This is a genomic window from Vibrio sp. Vb0349 (assembly GCF_033338975.1).
In genome coordinates this window covers 18,424-34,245 of record NZ_JAWOTS010000032.1, presented here as the reverse complement: position 1 = coordinate 34,245, position 15,822 = coordinate 18,424, and the positions used below count along the sequence as shown (strand labels likewise).

Sequence of the window (15,822 nt, the reverse complement as noted above, 5' to 3'; positions counted from 1 at the left end):
GGGGTCGCGGGTTCGAGTCCCGTCCACTCCGCCACTTATATTAAGCCTCAGTCGAAAGACTGAGGCTTTTTTCGTTTTGGTTCTCCGACTTACCTTAAACCCACTTTCATATTGAAACCTTGCATCGAGAGGCAGGCTTCCCTCTGGCTATGCTTTCTAAGCCCTGTATGAGTGAAGTGGAACGCAGTTTTGTGTGGTTTCTGCAGTCTCGAGCGCTAGTTTTGAGCCTCTTCATTCACCAAAGCTCCTTTTGTTCGATATTAGAAAATCTAGTTATGTGACAGAGTTTAATTGTTTGAGGTGTCACTTGTTCCAATTTTGAAAACAGGACGACTTTGAATACAAGTTTAGTCTCACTGAGATCAAGAGAGAGGGGGACTAAATTTCTGTTAAGGCTTTGATCTACCTGAATGCTAGCTCAGTTTTATCTTGGTGAGATTGCTAACCTGTTTGGGTTCTGAACGCAATCACCCTAAATGTATCTTTCTCATAAAAATACAAACTCGCTCATTGCTAAGTATTGTGGAAGTTTAGCTTTGATATTTGCGAGGAGCCTATATTGCCAAGAGAAGAGAAGTGATAAATGGGTAAATTAAAAGGCTCGTCTATGAATACTATCTATCGGCAATAGTTAGTATCTATGAAAATGCAGCGTAGCGATTCTTAGTATATTTGAAGGTATATCAAAGAATAAGGAGCATTCGTCCTTGAAGGGGAGTCTGAAAATTAGTTATGAAAAAAGCAGCTAGGTAGCTGCTTTTTATTTATTAAGTTACGTGTCTTTAAGAGTCCACTGGCTCCGTATGTTCCGGAGTGGTTATTGCTTGGTTGTTCTCTTCCATCTTCTTCTCTTCTGCTTTTGCTTTTTCAATCATTGGGGTGATTGTTGAGCCTTGAATGAGGATAGAGAAAACAACGACGGAGTAGGTCATTACAAGAATAATCTCTTTTACATCGATTAACTTATCTTGAATCACCCAAATACCAGATGGAATGGAAAGTGCCATTGCCAATGCAAGGCCCCCGCGTAAGCCGCCCCACGTCAAAATACGTACTGACCACGGGTTATATTTTCTGTAACGCTTAAAGCCAATGTACGAGAGAAATACGCTTAAATAGCGAGCTGCTAGTACAAGAGGGACTGAAATAGCCATCATAATCCAGTCTTCTTTGTGGAATTCAAATAGCAGCATCGACATGCCGATCAGTAGGAATAACACGCCATTCAAGAACTCATCAACAAGCTCCCAAAAATGGTCAAGGTGATCTTCACTCTCTTTTGAAAAGCCAATAAAGCGTGTCCAGTTGCCAATCATAATACCGGATACAACCATCGCGAGTGGGCCTGATACATGGATGTATTCAGCAAATGCGTAACCTGCTGTTGGGATACCAATGGTAAGTAACAATTCCATTGAGTGATCATCGGTGGCACTGATCAAGTAGTGGAATAGCAAACCGAGGACGAAACCATATGTGATACCACCGATAGCTTCTTGGATGAAGAGCAAGGTGACACTACCTACAGTTGGTGCCTCAGTGCCAAATGCAATCGTAAATAGAGTGACGAAGATAACCAAACCGAAGCCATCATTGAAGAGCGATTCTCCTTCAATCTGAGTGGAGATACGTTTAGGAGCATCGAGTTTTTTCACAATAGCCAATACAGCGATTGGGTCAGTTGGCGATATTAGAGCACCAAATAGTAAGCAGTAGACCAAATCAAATTGGATGCCAATTAACTGACAAAACCCATACAGCGTAAATCCAATAAAGAACGTAGAAAACAGTGTAGCTCCAAGGGCTAAAACAGTGATCTCCCACTTTTGATCTTTAAGGTTCGGGAGTTTGATGCCTAGTCCACCAGCAAATAGTAAGAAGCCAAGAATGCCTTTGAGCAAGAAATCTTCGAAGTTAATCCTTGTGACCGTCTCCGTCGCAATTTCGGTGAGATGGAACCAGTTGTTTTGACCCGCAATTAAGATTAGAAGTGAAAGCACCATTGAACCTGCGGTAATCGCAATGGTGGTTTGCATCTTTCCTATCTTGCTGTTTACAAAAGCAATTAGCATCGCAGCTGCGGATAGAAAACATAAAGTATGATAGACCGACATAGAGCTCTCTATTTGTAACATTTTATGAATGGAATTCTCGGCTGATGCTGCTTAAATAGCAAACATTTTTTCGTGATTATTTTGCAAGTTAAGAAGGATATAAAATAATCATTAATTCTACGTTTAGACGTCTAGACTCCTGAAGTTTGTGTGATAGGATGGAAAGATAACTAAAGGAATGAGGCTGTACTGTGGGAAGTAACGTAAGACAACAGATTGAAGCTCAATTGAAGCAACGTATTCTTTTGATTGATGGTGGTATGGGAACCATGATTCAAGGGTACAAACTTGAAGAGCAAGACTATCGAGGAACGCGCTTTGCGGATTGGCATTGTGATCTAAAAGGTAACAACGACCTGTTGGTTCTAAGTCAGCCTCAACTTATCAAGGAAATTCACGCTGCATATTTAGAAGCGGGTGCAGATATTCTTGAGACCAACACGTTTAACGCAACAACCATTGCGATGGCTGACTACGAGATGGAAAGCCTAAGTGAAGAAATTAACTTTGCAGCTGCCAAGCTTGCACGTGAAGTTGCAGACGAATGGACCGCAAAAACACCCGATAAACCGCGTTATGTCGCAGGGGTTTTAGGGCCGACAAACCGAACTTGTTCTATTTCTCCTGATGTAAATGACCCCGGATATCGAAATGTTTCTTTCGACGAGTTAGTTGAGGCTTACTCTGAATCGACTCGTGCTCTAATTAAAGGTGGTTCTGACCTTATTCTTATCGAGACCATCTTCGATACGCTTAACGCTAAGGCTTGTTCATTTGCTGTTGAAAGTGTGTTTGAAGAGATGGGGATTGAGTTACCTGTGATGATCTCGGGGACTATTACTGATGCTTCCGGTCGGACATTATCCGGTCAAACCACAGAAGCGTTTTACAACTCATTACGTCATGTTAAACCGATTTCGTTTGGTTTGAACTGTGCACTTGGTCCAGATGAGCTGCGTCCTTATGTTGAAGAGCTCTCTCGTATATCAGAATCTTTTGTTTCCGCTCACCCAAATGCTGGGCTTCCGAATGCATTCGGCGAATACGATTTGTCGCCAGAAGATATGGCTAAGCATGTTAAAGAGTGGGCTCAAAGTGGCTTTTTAAACTTGATTGGTGGGTGTTGTGGTACAACTCCTGAGCACATTCGCCAAATGGCACTCGCGGTTGAAAATATCGCCCCTCGTCAATTACCTGAACTTCCCGTTGCTTGTCGCTTGTCTGGCCTAGAGCCACTCGCTATTGATAAAGACTCTTTATTTATCAATGTCGGTGAGCGTACGAATGTAACCGGTTCTGCGCGTTTTAAGCGCTTAATTAAAGAAGAGCTGTACGATGAAGCGCTCGATGTGGCTCGTCAACAAGTTGAAAATGGCGCTCAAATTATCGATATCAACATGGATGAAGGCATGTTGGATGCACAAGCTTGTATGGTTCGCTTTTTAAACCTTTGTGCGTCAGAACCTGAAATCTCAAAAGTACCAATCATGGTTGACTCTTCCAAGTGGGAGGTTATTGAAGCCGGTCTTAAGTGCATCCAAGGCAAAGGCATTGTTAACTCGATCTCTCTCAAAGAAGGCAAAGAGAAATTCGTTGAACAAGCTAAGTTGATCCGCCGTTACGGTGCGGCTGTGATTGTGATGGCGTTTGATGAGATTGGGCAAGCAGATACACGTGAGCGCAAAGTAGAAATTTGTACCAACGCTTACCGAATTCTTGTTGATGAAGTGGGCTTTCCACCAGAAGACATCATTTTTGACCCAAACATTTTTGCCATTGCTACGGGGATCGAGGAGCATAATAACTACGCGGTGGATTTCATTGAAGCCGTTGGCGATATCAAACGTGATTTACCACATGCGATGATCTCGGGTGGTGTTTCTAACGTCTCATTCTCTTTCCGTGGCAATAACTATGTACGTGAAGCGATTCACGCGGTGTTCCTCTACCACTGTTTTAAAAATGGTATGGATATGGGGATTGTGAATGCGGGTCAGTTAGAAATCTACGATAACGTGCCTGAAAAATTGCGTGAGGCTGTGGAAGATGTCGTTCTTAACCGTCGTGATGACGCCACTGAGAGATTGTTAGATATCGCGGCGGAATATGCAGGCAAAGGGGTAGGTAAAGAGGAGGATGCCTCTGCACTTGAGTGGAGAACTTGGCCTGTTGAAAAGCGCTTAGAGCACGCGTTAGTGAAAGGAATAACTGAGTTCATCGTTGATGATACCGAAGAGGCTCGTGTCAACGCTTCAAAGCCATTAGAGGTGATTGAAGGCCCACTAATGGATGGGATGAACGTCGTCGGAGACTTGTTTGGTGAAGGTAAAATGTTCCTTCCTCAGGTCGTAAAATCTGCACGAGTGATGAAGCAAGCAGTCGCGCATCTGGAGCCCTACATCAATGCAGAAAAGCAGGTGGGTCAAACAAACGGTAAGATTTTGCTAGCGACGGTCAAAGGTGATGTACATGATATCGGGAAAAATATCGTTGGCGTTGTATTGCAGTGCAATAACTACGAAATTATCGATCTTGGTGTCATGGTTCCTTGCGAAAAGATCTTAAAAGTAGCGCAAGAAGAAAACGTCGATATTATTGGTTTATCAGGGTTGATCACGCCTTCATTAGACGAAATGGTGCATGTTGCAAAAGAGATGGAGCGTCTCGACTTTAACTTACCTCTTCTCATCGGTGGCGCAACAACGTCAAAAGCCCATACAGCAGTTAAGATTGAGCAAAATTACAAGCATCCAGTGGTTTACGTGAACAACGCCTCACGTGCAGTGGGCGTATGTACTTCTCTTCTGTCAGATGAACGTCGCCCTGAATTTGTTGAAAAACTTCAAGCTGATTACGAACGAGTACGTGATCAACATAATCGAAAGAAACCGAGAACCAAACCAGTGACATTAGAAGCGGCTCGAGCGAATAAAGTTGCGATCGATTGGGAAGCTTATACTCCTCCAGTGCCTGTTAAGCCTGGCATTCATATCTTCGATGATTTTGATGTGGCTATATTACGTCAATACATCGATTGGACACCATTCTTTATGACTTGGTCACTTGTGGGTAAGTATCCAACAATTTTCCAACATGAAGAAGTTGGTGAAGAAGCAAAACGTTTATTCGAAGATGCCAACGAGTTACTTGATCGAGTTGAGCGAGAAGGCCTGTTAAAAGCGCGTGGAATGTGTGGCTTATTCCCTGCTGCGAGCGTGGGGGACGACATTGAAGTTTATGCTGATGAAACTCGTACCGACGTTGTGAAAGTATTACGTAACTTGCGACAACAGACCGAGAAACCAAAAGGATTCAACTATTGTTTATCCGACTACATCGCACCTAAAGAGTCGGGTAAACATGATTGGATAGGGGCATTTGCTGTCACTGGTGGTATTGGTGAACGAGAGCTTGCTGATGAATACAAAGCACAGGGAGATGATTACAACGCAATTATGATTCAAGCGGTGGCGGATCGCCTAGCCGAAGCGTTTGCTGAGTATTTGCATGAGCGTGTCCGTAAAGAAATTTGGGGTTATGCTGCGGATGAAGATTTATCTAACGATGATCTCATTCGTGAAAAATACCAAGGTATTCGCCCTGCACCAGGTTATCCAGCGTGCCCTGAGCATACTGAAAAAGGACCGCTTTGGGAGCTACTTAATGTGGAAGAGAATATTGGCATGACTCTAACCTCCAGCTATGCAATGTATCCGGGTGCGTCAGTATCTGGTTGGTACTTCTCTCATCCTGACTCACGTTACTTTGCGATCGCACAGATCCAAGAAGATCAGCTAGAGAGTTACGCCGATCGTAAGGGGTGGGATAGGATCGAGGCTGAAAAATGGTTAGGGCCAAACATTAATGGTTAAATTGATGTTTACCTCGTCCAAATATAACAACTAATGAAACAACAAAGGGCTGCAGATACGCAGCCCTTTGTTTTATTGAGTTGAACTTACTTCTCAAACAACTCCGTGTGGAGTTTTTGTATGGCTTGTTTCGATACCGATTCATGGAGCAAGAAGCATAAGTTGTGAGGGCTAGCGCCATAACAAATCATGCGTAGGTTAAAATCTTCTAGCGTGCCAAAAACCTGTTTCGCGTAGCCTTTACTCTCACTCATGTTGTTACCAATGAGAGCAACGAGGCATAGGTCATGTTCAACTTCTACCTTACATAACTCTTCTAACTCTTCTCGTGCAGCTTGCGGCAGCTGTGGTGCTCCGCCAGATGTATCAGTTTGATCAAGTGTTAACGATACACTGATTTCAGATGTCGTGATCAAATCGACAGAGATCTTATGCTTTGCAAGGATCTCAAAGACCTTTGCTAAGAAACCGTATGCGTGGAACATATTGGCGCTGCGTAGCGTTACCATGGTTTGGTTACAACGCAAAGCTAGCGCACGGAATAACGGTGAGCTTTCGACTTGGTGGCGAATCCAAGTTCCCCCTTTTTCAGGCTCTTTCGATGACCCCACAAATACCGGAATGTCGTGGCGCAATGCAGGTACTAGCGTAGAAGGGTGAAGGATTTTAGCGCCAAAGTTAGCCATTTCTGAAGCTTCACTAAAGCTGATCTCAGGAATTGGTGAGGCTTTTGGCGCAATTCGCGGGTCTGTTGTGTAGATGCCCGGAACATCAGTCCAGATTTCTAACCCTGCCGCTTTGACGCTCTCAGCAATTAAGGCGGCGCTGTAATCGCTGCCTCCTCGACCTAGTGTTGTTGTATTACCGGCTTCGTCAGATCCTATGAAGCCTTGAGTAACAACAACGGATTGTTGGCAAAGTGGTACGAGTTTATCTTGCGCAAGCGTCGAAATTGCTTCAATGTTTGGCTCTGCGCGACCAAAGTTGTCATCAGTACGCAGCACATCGCGGATATCAAAGCGCACAGCTTGAATGCCTCGCTCACACATTAACTGAGTTAGAATATGCGTCGACATGAGTTCGCCACATGCGACTAAATGATCGGTTAACTTCGCACTAGCTTGGATAGATGCAGCCTCGGCCAGGCTGGTTACGGTATCTAATATGCCATACACCTCGGCAGCAGTTTTCGTGCTGTCTTCGAGCTGAGTTAAAATGGCGTCATGAATGTTGGCCAGATTTTGCAGCAGCTCAGTACGGTGCGTTTGATCCTGAACACCGTTGGCGAGTTCTACCAATAGGTTGGTGACGCCAGAGCAAGCGCTGCTCACGACCAGGCGAGTATTTGGATTGTTTTCGATAATGGTGGCGCAACGACTCATTGCCTCAAAGTTGGCAACACTGGTTCCACCGAATTTAGCTACGTTAAATGCGCTCACTGCGTTCTCCCACGACTTCCTAAAAAATTGTACATCCAATGTTTAGTGAGAAAAGGAACAGAGCAAAAAGAGAGGTATTTAGAATGCTATTTGAAAAATTTACCCTCAGAAGCCCTTCATCAGACTGCGCTGATGACAGTTGATGGGATTCAGCCCAATTCAACCGACAAGTCAAATCCTGCAACTTTGACTTACCTCGGCACTACTCCCCCTCAATGATTGGTGTTGGAATTGCGGTTCCACAAATCATCTACCTGGGTAGCGCTCCTCTTCTACATAAAGCTCAAACATTGAACGGTTTTGAGGCCTTAATGTCAATCAATATTTCAACCTTTATGGTGTTTTTTATTAACGATTTTGTGACACTGGTTTGACCTCCATACTTACGGCTAATTGCTGATAGAGGAAAAATCTATTAGGGTGAAGAACCCTACACCTGAGCCATGTTATTGAATAGAACTTTTAGAATGCTCAGGATAAAAGATAATCAAGGAGCTGACATGTCGATCCAAAGCTTTATTCCGCCTCACCGTATTTTAATGGGACCTGGTCCTTCTGATATTTATCCTCAAGTGTTACAAGCACTAAGCCGTCCTACGGTAGGTCACCTTGATCCTCTGTTTATCGGTATGATGGATGAGCTCAAGCAGCTATTGAAGTATGCCTTTCAAACTGACAATGAGTTCACTATTGCGGTTTCAGCGCCTGGTAGCGCAGGGATGGAAACCTGCTTTGTAAACTTGATCGAGAAAGGCGACAAAGTGATCGTCTGCCGTAACGGTGTATTTGGTGAACGCATGCGCGAAAATGTCGTCCGTGCTGGTGGCGAAGTTGTTATCGTCGATGATGAATGGGGGACGCCTGTTTCCATTGATAAAGTCGAGCAAGCACTCGAACAGCACCCAGATACAAAAATTCTTGCTTTTGTGCATGCGGAAACCTCAACTGGTGCAGTCAGTGATGCTCAAGCATTGGGTAAGCTGGCGAAACAGCATAATGCATTATCTATTGTTGATGCGGTGACATCGCTTGGTGGTGTGCCGTTAAAAGTGGATGAATGGCAACTGGATGCGGTTTACTCTGGTAGTCAAAAATGTTTGTCATGTGTACCTGGGCTCTCACCAGTGACGTTTTCTCCTGCCGCGATTGAAAAGATTCAAGCAAGAACAACACCAGTACAGAGTTGGTTCCTCGATCAGAGTTTAGTTTTGGGGTATTGGAGTGGAGAAGGCAAGCGTAGTTACCATCATACGGCGCCAGTTAATAGCTTGTATGCGCTTCATGAAGCTTTATTGATACTGAAAAATGAAGGATTAGAAAACGCTTGGGCTCGTCACCAACTGATGCATGAAAAACTCAAAAATGGCTTACAAAAGTTAGGCTTTGAATTTGTTGTGGACGAAGCCCATCGGTTGCCACAATTAAATGCGATTTACGTGCCTGAAGGAGTTGATGAAGCAAAAGTTCGTGCTCACTTGCTAGAAACCTATAACCTAGAAATTGGTGCAGGCCTTGGGGCATTAGCTGGTAAAGCGTGGCGTATTGGCTTAATGGGTTACGGCGCTCGATCTGAAAACGTTGCGCTGTGCTTAAAAGCGTTAGAAGAGTCACTCACTGAATAAAATCATACAGCAATGAGATAAAGAAAAGCGAAGGTCATCCCTTCGCTTTTTGGTATTTATTACTCAGCTCCTGAAGTGGGGGCTGGTGAGGCAGATATTGCTTGAGAAGGTGGCTGGTAATTGACGTCACTGAAATCAATCTTCGGGAACAAAAACTGCGCTTCAGCTCTAATTTGCTCCGCTTTACTTGAGTCATCTAAGCCTTGGTAGGCCAAAATCAAATTATTATAAAATGCAGGGCGAGGCTTATCTTTGATGATTTTTAGCGACCAATCGATATAAGGCTGAATCAAGGTTGCGTCTTGTTGGTACAGCCCAAGGTTTAAAAACGTGCTATAGACATCCCAATCAAACCTGTCTTTCCAAACTACAGGGTTACTGACTTGATTCAGAATATCAGGGTTAGTTGGTCTAGTAGTCTCAAACTTCGTCAATACATAATTCGTATGTAATGCGCTTACCATGTAAAACGTAAACGCAACGGGAAGTACCAAACTAAAAACACGCAGCAAGCTTTTGGTTACATTACTAAAGCCGACTTGTCGATAACGAGAGACGCGCTGATCGACCCAGTACAGTAGGATAACGAAGATCAACCAATGCACGAGAGAGTGGTAGAAAGGGTATTCCAGTTGTGAGTGCAATACGATAGGTATAAACAAGGCCAGCAACGCAAGACGAGTTCCGCGTTTGGCTTGATAGATTCGATACAGTACCAGTGCCATCGCTAAGAAGATGCCGAGTATTGGCAGCAAGCCACCTTCTACTCCCCAGTAAAGCAGCTCGTTATGCGGATGATCCATGGCTGGCAAACCAGCTGGGTAATTCTCATTTAGGGCATGTTGACGAGCCGTATACAGCATGTACTCAGATTCAAACTTACCATATCCATAACCAGTAAAAGGCTTTTCAATCACCATGTCTAATGTTTGCGGAAAAGTATACGCTCGAGGAGACTCCATATTTACTTTTTCTGCGGCTAACCCACCTCCATCAGGAAAGGCAAGATGCATGACAACGACTGAGAGTAAGAGCCCACTTACAAGTGACACAACCCAGCGGATAAAGCGCCCTTTGGTTGCAAAGCGGTACATGTATGGAATGACCAACAACACGGCGATGACCGAGGCTAACCAACCAGTGCGTGAAGCCAACGCCACAATTAGTGGTAAAGTTAAAACTGGTACGGCATAGAGAAGGTAAACATCGCTTAACTTACGATCGTATTTGTAGGGCTGACGTGCAAGTAAATAGCTGGCAATCACCAACCCTGTCGCAAGAAAGCTGGCCATTACATTGGGCTGTTGGAAAATACCATAAGGACGATTGGCCACCGTGTCGTAACCAAACGGATTGCTTGGTTTGAGATACAGATATTGTGTCAAACCAAAAATGGCTTCGATAACAACCGCAAGGACAATGAACCATAATAGGCGTTGGCGATGTTTATTACTGAAATGAAATTGTTGTAAGACAATAAAGAACAGGACACCACACCACAGGCCAATGAGCTTATTGGCTGCCAAACTGCTATTCGCATTTGGGTACAGAATGGGCACCGTCATGATAAGAGCACTAATGAACAAGCCGATGGTTAATTTTGAGTAACGTAGTACTCGATTATTCGCAAGTTGGTAACACCCAATGCCTAATGCAAAGCTAAAAGCAATCCAAGTTGTCGCATTGAACGAAAGCGAAAGCCCCGAACCGCCGGGGTTGGGCATGAAAAAGTGCATTGCCAACACAAATAGTGTTGCCAAGGCAATGAGAAACTTGCGATTGAGGGGAACCTGTACTTTTTCGGGAGAAAGCTTTGTTCCACTTACATGTATAGTAGCCATAGTTATTGCGTTGTTTTGAATGAAAAAAGACCAGCACTTGCTGGTCTCGATACTTTACCTGTTTTTTCTACTTCAACATAGGCTTGAGGAAGTGAGCTGTGTGCGAACCCTCGATTTGCGACACATCTTCCGGAGTGCCTTGAGCGATTATCTCGCCGCCACCCTGACCCCCTTCAGGACCAAGATCGATAATCCAGTCCGCAGTCTTAATGACGTCCAGGTTATGCTCGATCACCACGACAGTATTTCCGTGGTCGCGAAGTCTGTGCAGTACAGTGAGCAACTGCTGGATATCATGGAAGTGCAAGCCGGTTGTTGGTTCATCCAAAATGTACAAGGTTTTTCCTGTATCACGTTTGGATAGCTCTCGCGCCAGTTTCACACGCTGTGCTTCACCACCGGAGAGTGTTGTTGCCGCTTGACCCAATCGTATGTACGACAAACCCACATCCATCAGTGTTTGTAGTTTGCGAGCGATGGCAGGAACTGGATCGAAGAAGGTGCGTGCATCTTCGACCGTCATTTCTAGTACTTCATCAATAGTTTTACCTTTGTAACGTACTTCGAGCGTTTCACGGTTGTAGCGTTTACCTTTACACACATCACATGGCACATAAACATCTGGTAGGAAATGCATTTCTACTTTGATAACACCGTCACCCTGACAGGCCTCACAACGACCACCGCGTACGTTAAAACTAAAACGGCCCGGCTTGTAACCGCGAGAACGCGACTCCTGTGTGCCTGCAAACAGTTCACGGATTGGTGTAAAGATCCCCGTATAGGTTGCAGGGTTAGAGCGAGGTGTACGGCCAATTGGGCTTTGATCGATATCGATGACTTTATCGAAGTGCTCTAGACCTTTAATCGATTTATAAGGTGAAGGCTGAGCCGTTGTCGCTCCGTTAAGTTGGGTATGCGCAATTTTAAAGAAAGTATCATTAATCAGCGTTGATTTACCTGAGCCAGATACCCCTGTAATACAGCTGAATAACCCAACAGGAATTGAAAGGTTAACGTTTTTAAGGTTATTACCTGTTGCGCCTAATAGCTCAACCGTTTTTTTCGGATCTCGCGGCGTGCGATCTTTCGGTACTGTGATTTCTTTAACACCACTTAAGTACTGACCTGTCAGAGAATTCGGATTCGCGACTATCTCTTCCATGGTGCCTTCCGCAACAACATTACCACCATGTACGCCAGCACCAGGACCAATATCTATGACATGATCTGCACAGCGAATCGCATCTTCATCGTGTTCTACCACAAGTACGGTATTACCTAAATCGCGCAAATGAGTCAGTGTTTTTAGGAGTCGTTCGTTATCACGCTGGTGGAGGCCAATCGACGGTTCATCTAAGACGTACATGACACCAACAAGACCTGCACCAATTTGGCTTGCTAAACGAATACGTTGAGCTTCACCGCCTGATAAGGTTTCAGCACTGCGTGATAAGTTTAGGTAGTTCAAACCGACGTTAACTAAGAATTGCAGGCGGTCGTTGATTTCCTTCATCACTTTTTCAGCGATTTGGGCTCGTTGACCTTCCAGTTTCAAGGAATGGAAGAACTCCAATGCATCAGCAATGCTGAGTTCAACAATCTCAGGTAGTGTCGTATCAGCAATAAACACGTTACGTGCTTCGAGGCGTAGACGAGTACCGCCACAGCTTGAACAAGATTTAGTGGAGATGTATTTTGCAAGCTCTTCACGGACAGAGTTGGATTCTGTATCACGATAGCGACGTTCTAGGGTATTCAGAATACCTTCGAATGGATGGCGTTTTACGCGAATATCGCCACGATCGTTGATGTATTTAAACTCAATCTCAGTACGACCTGAGCCCTTTAGAATGACATCTTGCGTTTTCTTTGGCAGAGAATTAAAAGGGGCATGGAGGTCAAAACCATAATGATCGGCTAATGAGGTGAGCATTTGGAAGTAGTAGTAGTTCTTTTGATCCCAACCGCGAATCGCACCTTGTGCCAAGCTTAATGAATCATCTTGAATGACTCGGCTTGGATCGAAGTATTGTTGAACACCCAAGCCATCACAAGTGCCACATGCACCAGCAGGATTGTTGAATGAGAAAAGTCGCGGCTCTAACTCTTGCATGCTGTAACCACATTGTGGACAAGCGAAGTTGGCGGAGAAAATAATCTCTTCACCGTCGCCATCCATTGGCGCGACAACCGCAATTCCGCCTGATAATTCGAGTGTTGTCTCGAAAGATTCGGCCAAGCGCTGTTGTAAGTCTGGACGAACTTTAAAGCGGTCTACCACGACTTCAATGGTGTGCTTTTTATGTAGCTCAAGGGTTGGAGGATCGGAAAGATCGCAAGTTTCTCCATCAATACGCGCACGAATAAAGCCTTGAGCCGCTAAGTTCTCAAGCGTTTTAACATGCTCACCTTTACGTTCTTTGACAATAGGCGCCAATAACATCATTTTGCTGCCTTCCGGCATCTCTAGGACTTTGTCCACCATTTGGCTGATGGTTTGCGCAGCAAGAGGGGCATGGTGCGTTGGACAGCGGGGTTCGCCCACACGAGCATACAATAGACGTAAGTAGTCGTAGACTTCGGTAATTGTACCGACGGTTGAACGCGGGTTATGAGAGGTAGATTTCTGTTCAATAGAAATCGCAGGTGATAACCCTTCAATGTGGTCGACATCGGGTTTTTCCATCAGAGACAAAAACTGACGAGCGTAGGCAGAGAGAGACTCTACGTAGCGTCGTTGGCCTTCTGCATACAATGTATCGAAAGCGAGAGAGGATTTACCGGAGCCACTTAGTCCAGTAATGACAATCAGTTTATCGCGAGGGATTGTAAGATTAATGTCTTTAAGGTTATGGGTTCGGGCACCGCGAACTTCTATTTTATCCATCGTTTTTGCTCTATGTATAACCAAGTGGGGCAAGTATTACATAGTGTGAGAAATGTGCAAAGAAAATTACTGGATAAAAAAACAGTAAAGTAAAAAGCCCAGCGTTGTGCTGGGCTTTCGATACAGTAATTTCGTACTACGACGATGCTTTATACAGCTTTTTGTGTTGCGTGCTTACCTAGCTCAGAGGTTTTTTCATCTTTTAGATACAGGTTTTCAAAACAATAGTTAGTTGCTTCGATGTAACCTTCAACGCTACCACAGTCAAAGCGTTTGCCCTTGAATTTGTAAGCCAATACACAGCCCGCTTTTGCTTGTTTTAGCAGCGCGTCAGTGATTTGAATTTCACCACCTTTACCTGGTTCAGTGTTTTCAATCAGTTCAAAAATATCGGGAGTCAGGATGTAGCGGCCAATGATAGCAAGGTTGCTAGGTGCCGTGCCTTTCTCTGGTTTTTCTACCATGTCGTCTACGCGGTAGATGTCGTCTTTGATCATTTCACCAGAGATAACGCCGTATTTGTGTGTTTCTTCGGCTGGTACTTCTTGCACTGCAACGATAGAACAGCGGAACTGCTTAAATAGTGCCACCATCTGAGCCAGTACGCCCTCTTGCTCGTTGACACAAAGGTCATCAGCAAGAACAACAGCAAATGGCTCATCGCCTACCAATTCTCGTCCAGTTAGAATCGCGTGGCCCAAGCCTTTCATTTCGCGTTGACGTATATAAGTGAAGTTTGCAGATTCAATGATTTCACGGATATCTACCAACAGCTCTTCTTTGTTGGTACCGCTAATCTGATGTTCCAGTTCGTAGTTCTTATCAAAGTGGTCCATGATCGAGTGCTTGCCACGACCTGTCACAATACACATGCCGTTCATACCAGCTTGGATTGCTTCTTCGACACCGTATTCAATAAGCGGTTTGTTCACGACTGGCATCATCTCTTTTGGCATAGATTTCGTTGCCGGTAGGAAGCGTGTGCCATAGCCTGCAGCAGGGAACAGACATTTTTTTATCATTGGGGGAATATCCTATCTCGTTTTTATCAAGAATCTGCGCATAACTTTAACACGAGAGGTATCAATGAATCATGAATAAAGTAGGAAAAAATGTGAGACTCGGTGCGGAAAAAAGATGAGCGACTCGTCATTTCAGTTATCAGAGCCGCTCACATTGCATCACGACATTAAGTTTTGGTCTGCCCAGGCGATTGCCTGTACTCGGTTCTTTACGGATAGCTTTTTGAATATCTGATACAAGTGCGATTTGATGGTGAATTCACTGACGAATAACTCTTCGGCCATCTGACTGTTCGAGGCGCCAGCTTGTAGGCAACGCAGTACTTGTAGCTCACGAATGGTTAGGTCTACCGTAGCTGGTGCAGTATGAGTATTAATGACATTGCGGTAATAGTGTAAAAGTTGACTGGTTACATTACGCGGCAGCCAGTTTTGACCGTTAACAATGCCTTTTAACCCTTCTCCAATTTGCTCTAGCGTATCTTCAGAATAAAACACACCTTTTAATTGACCAAATGAAAGAAGTTCATCCGTGGTTAGTCTTTTAGGCACGTTGAAGACAACGGTTTCAAAGTTTTTCCATACAAGAGGCAAGTTTTTGATCGATTGAACAAGTGATTTATGTTCACTGAAGTCTATCAGTAGAATTTTATTACGGTGTTGTGGCTTGGCTTCCATGAGTGCTTCGGTTGAAATCACCGGGATGCTCATATCAATGTACTTTTCGAGTGCCGCCACTTTTTTTTGCGCATTATCTTCCATACTGATCAGAAATAGCTTTCTTGCGTAAGCCGACTTTCTCACGTGTTCCAATCTCCCTGGGTTCAATAGAAGCCATAAACTGGCATTAAAGAGAGGCCATAACCATCGCTTTACTGAATAAATGCGTTCGAATTCAAAGCTTCACGAAACGATGTCTGCAACGCGAATCAAAAATGCTACACACGTAAGTTGAAATACGATTTGGGTTCTAGAGCATGACTCAATAGATCACAATGGTATTAGACTTTAATCAAAACATT

8 protein-coding genes and 1 riboswitch are annotated in these 15,822 nt (G+C 44.3%); of the genes, 2 read left to right on the top strand and 6 right to left on the bottom strand.

Features of this window, described 5'->3' with window-relative positions:
* Positions 1 to 782: 782 nt before the first annotated feature.
* Entirely contained in the window at positions 783 to 2,114 is a 1,332-nt protein-coding gene (locus tag R7Q47_RS20940; protein ID WP_154204996.1) for a cation:proton antiporter, read from the bottom strand.
* A gap of 191 nt (positions 2,115 to 2,305) precedes the next feature.
* On the opposite strand from R7Q47_RS20940, the gene metH reads away from it, so the two are divergent.
* Positions 2,306 to 5,986: a methionine synthase gene (gene metH / locus R7Q47_RS20935; protein ID WP_154204997.1), complete on the top strand. Its 3,681-nt coding sequence runs from the start codon at positions 2,306 to 2,308 to the stop codon at positions 5,984 to 5,986.
* Between the two features lie 86 nt (positions 5,987 to 6,072).
* Here the strand turns inward: metH and lysC are convergent, their stop codons facing one another.
* Positions 6,073 to 7,425 (bottom strand): lysine-sensitive aspartokinase 3, encoded by a 1,353-nt coding sequence (lysC, locus tag R7Q47_RS20930; protein ID WP_017821324.1) that lies wholly within the window; start codon positions 7,423 to 7,425, stop codon positions 6,073 to 6,075.
* A gap of 101 nt (positions 7,426 to 7,526) precedes the next feature.
* A riboswitch (Lysine riboswitch) is annotated at positions 7,527 to 7,705 on the bottom strand.
* Positions 7,706 to 7,925: 220 nt separating this feature from the next.
* Here lysC and R7Q47_RS20925 point away from each other — a divergent pair.
* The gene (locus R7Q47_RS20925) at positions 7,926 to 9,047 is read left to right on the top strand and encodes a pyridoxal-phosphate-dependent aminotransferase family protein (protein WP_033907426.1); all 1,122 of its coding nucleotides are present in this window, start codon (positions 7,926 to 7,928) and stop codon (positions 9,045 to 9,047) included.
* A gap of 59 nt (positions 9,048 to 9,106) precedes the next feature.
* On the opposite strand, the gene R7Q47_RS20920 is transcribed toward R7Q47_RS20925, so the two are convergent.
* The 4 genes from R7Q47_RS20920 to R7Q47_RS20905 form a co-directional block, all read right to left on the bottom strand.
* Entirely contained in the window at positions 9,107 to 10,888 is a 1,782-nt protein-coding gene (locus R7Q47_RS20920) for a PglL family O-oligosaccharyltransferase (protein ID WP_213877770.1), read from the bottom strand.
* A 67-nt stretch (positions 10,889 to 10,955) separates the two neighbouring features.
* Positions 10,956 to 13,778 carry an excinuclease ABC subunit UvrA gene (gene uvrA, locus R7Q47_RS20915; protein WP_054575329.1) on the bottom strand — a complete coding sequence of 941 codons (2,823 nt, stop codon included), beginning with the start codon at positions 13,776 to 13,778 and terminating at the stop codon, positions 10,956 to 10,958.
* A 149-nt stretch (positions 13,779 to 13,927) separates the two neighbouring features.
* Positions 13,928 to 14,800 (bottom strand): UTP--glucose-1-phosphate uridylyltransferase GalU, encoded by an 873-nt coding sequence (gene galU, locus R7Q47_RS20910; protein WP_005381239.1) that lies wholly within the window; start codon positions 14,798 to 14,800, stop codon positions 13,928 to 13,930.
* Between the two features lie 159 nt (positions 14,801 to 14,959).
* Positions 14,960 to 15,604 carry a LuxR C-terminal-related transcriptional regulator gene (locus tag R7Q47_RS20905; RefSeq protein ID WP_033907423.1) on the bottom strand — a complete coding sequence of 215 codons (645 nt, stop codon included), beginning with the start codon at positions 15,602 to 15,604 and terminating at the stop codon, positions 14,960 to 14,962.
* Between the last annotated feature and the right edge of the window lie 218 nt (positions 15,605 to 15,822).